Origin of the sequence: Streptomyces sp. SP18CS02, from assembly GCF_036322365.1 — a bacterium.
Classification (GTDB): Bacteria; Actinomycetota; Actinomycetes; order Streptomycetales; family Streptomycetaceae; genus Streptomyces.
The window spans coordinates 1-3,065 of record NZ_JAQYXC010000103.1; the positions used below are offsets into that span (position 1 = coordinate 1).

Annotated in this window: 1 protein-coding gene; it reads right to left on the reverse strand. The window is 74.5% G+C overall.

Annotated features, from left to right (window positions below; translation table 11 throughout):
- A partial coding sequence (locus PUR26_RS00835) for an amino acid adenylation domain-containing protein (RefSeq protein ID WP_329868213.1) occupies positions 1-3,065 on the reverse strand: 3,065 nt, incomplete at both ends.

Below are 3,065 nucleotides of genomic sequence, written 5' to 3' on the forward strand. Positions count from 1 at the left end.
CCGCCTGGCACACCATGAACACCGTCGCACCCGACGACCGGGCCAGCTCCACCACCCGGCCGTGCACCTCCGCCCCCAGCACCAGCGGAACCGCGTCACCCCGATGACTCGGAACCGCCGGACGAGCACGGTCGGCCGGCAGCACCAGCTCCTCCGGCAGATCCGCCAGAACCCGCCGCCAATGCTCCAGCTGACGCGACGCCACACTCCCCGCATCCTCCACACCACCCAGCACCTCCTGCTGCCACAGCGTGAAGTCCGCGTACTGCACCGGAAGGGGCTGCTGGGACGGTGGCCGGCCGGTGGCGCGGGCCGTGTAGCCGTCGGCGAGCTCGCGGGCCAGGGCCCCGATCGACCAGCCGTCGCAGATGATGTGATGCAGGACGAGAAGGAGTACGTGGTCGTCGTCGGCGATCGTGAACAGGGTCGCCCGTACGGGGAGGTCGGTGGTCAGGTCGAAGGGGCGGCGGGCGGTGTCGCTCAGGCCGGCGGCCAGCCGCTCCGAGTCCGTGGTCACGAACTCCCAGGAAACGTGCGCCTGTTCGGCCGGGAGGATGTCCTGCCAGGGGCCGTCCCCGGACTCCGGGAAGCGGGTGCGCAGCGCCTCGTGACGGCGGACCGCGTCGGCGAGCGCCTCGTGCAGCGCCCGGCGGTCCAGGGTGCCGCGCAGACGGAGCGCGAACGGCACGTTGTAGAGGGGGCTGCCGCTCTCCACCCGACTGAAGAACCAGAGGCGCTGCTGGGCGTAGGAGAGCGGTGGCGCCTCGGGGCGGGGCACCGGGCGCAGGGCGGGCCGGGCCCGGGCGGCGGTGTCGAGCCCGGCGGCGAGACCTGCGGGGGTCGGAGCCTGGAACAGGTCGCGGACGGTCATCTCCACACCGAGTGCGGCCCGGACCCGGGTGATCAGCCGGGCGGCGAGCAGCGAGTGGCCGCCGAGGTCGAAGAAGCCGTCGTCGGCGGCGACCGTGCCGACGCCGAGGATCTCGGCGAACAGCCCGCACAGGATCTCCTCGCGCGGGGTGCGCGGGGCGCGGCCGACGGGTGAGGGCGTGAACCCGGGGGCGGGGAGGCCGCGGCGGTCGAGCTTGCCGTTGGGGGTGAGCGGCAGGGCGTCCAGGGTGACGATCGTGGACGGGACCATGTGGTCGGGGACGCGTGCGGCTGTGTGGGCGCGCAGGCCGGCCGGGGTCGTGCCGGGGCGGGCGGGGACGACGTACGCGACCAGCCGCCTGTCGCCGGGGCGGTCCTCCCGGACCACGACGGCGGCCTGACGGACGTCGGGGTGTGCGGTGAGGTGGGCCTCGATCTCGGCGGGCTCGATCCGGAACCCGCGAACCTTGACCTGGTCGTCGGCACGGCCGAGGTATTCGAAAACGCCGTCGGCCCGGCGGCGTGCGAGGTCGCCGGTGCGGTAGACCCGCTCCCCGGGTGCGCCGTACGGGTGCGCGACGAAGCGCTCCGCGGTGGCCGCGGGATGGTGCAGATAGCCGAGCGCGAGCCCGGCGCCTGACAGGTACAGCTCCCCCGGCACGCCCGGCGGCACCGGCCGGAGCCGGTCGTCGAGGACGAAGGCCTGTTTGCCGTGGACGGGAGTGCCGATCGGGATGGGCGATCCGGTGAGATCGGCGGCGGTCACGGTGTGGGTGGTGGTGAAGCCCATGCTCTCGGCGGGGCCGTAGCCGTTGGTGACGCGGACCCGCGGGAAGCGTTCGAGGACCTGGGCGGCGTGGGTGACGGAGGCGGCCTCGCCTCCGGTCATGGCTGCGTTGAGGCCCCCGAACGCCTCGGGGTGCTCGTCGAGCAGATGGTTGAAGAGGCTCGCCGACGCCTTGAGGACGGTGACGCCGTGCCGGGTGACCAGCTCGGCCATGGTGGCCGGGTCGGGGCGCTGCCCCGGCTGGAGCACCACACGGCCCCCGTTCAGCAGGGGGCCGAGGAGTTCCGTGGCGAAGGCGTCCCACGACATGGGCGCGCTCTGCAGCCAGGTCTCGCCGGCGCCGAAGGGGGCGTACTCCTGGCCGGTGAGGGTGGCGGTGAGCGCCCGGTGCGGGACCACGACGCCTTTGGGAAGGCCGGTGGAGCCGGAGGTGAACATGACGCAGGCGGGCGCCTCGGCGGTGTCGGGACCGTTGCGGACGAGGGGTTCGCCGTCGGTACGGGCGTCGGAGGCGGAGGCGGCGGGGTGGACCGGCGGGACGCCGGTGGCCGCGAGCCAGCCGGGCACGTCCGGGGCCGTGACGACGGCGGCGGCCCGGGTGCGGGCGAGCACGGCGGAGAGGCGCTCGCCGGGGAAGTCCGGGTCGAGCAGCGTGTAGGCCGCTCCGGCCTTGAGTACGGCGAGCAGGGCACGGACCAGATCGGGCCCGCGCTCCAGGTGTACGGCGACGATGTCCCCGGCCCGCACACCGCAGGCGTGGAGGCGGCGGGTGAGACGGGTGGCCTGTGCGTCGAGAGCGCCGTATGTGACGTGTTCGTCCCCGTAGAGGAGGGCGGTCGCCTCGGGCGTACGGGCCGCCTGCGCCTCGAAGATCCGGTCGACGCGGCCGGGCGTCGCGGCGGGCCGCCCCGCGCCCGGTGCGGGGAGCAGCCGGCGCCGCTCCTCGTCGGTGAGGAGGTCGACGGCGCCGAGGGCCTGGTCGGGGTCGTGGGCGAGCGCGGTGAGCAGGACCGACAGCCGCCGGGCGAGCAGTTCGACGGTGGCGTGGTCGTAGAGGTCGGAGGCGTAGCCGAGCGTCCAGACCAGCCCGGCGGGGCGGGCCTGGGAGTCGTACCGCTCCTCGATCCCCACCGTCAGGTCGAACTTCGCCGATCCGGTGCCGATGGGCAGCGTTTCGGCTTCCAGCCCAGGCCAGGAGGCCGCGCGGCCGCCGGGGCCGCCCGCGTCCTTCTGTACGAGCATCACCTGGAAGAGGGGGTGCCGGGCGAGGGAGCGGACGGGGTTGAGCTCTTCGACGAGCCGTTCGAAGGGGAGGTCCTGGTGGGCGAACGCCTCCAGGTCGGTGTCACGGACCCGGGCCAGCAGCTCGCGGAACGTCGGGTCGCCCGAGGTGTCGGTCCGCAGCACC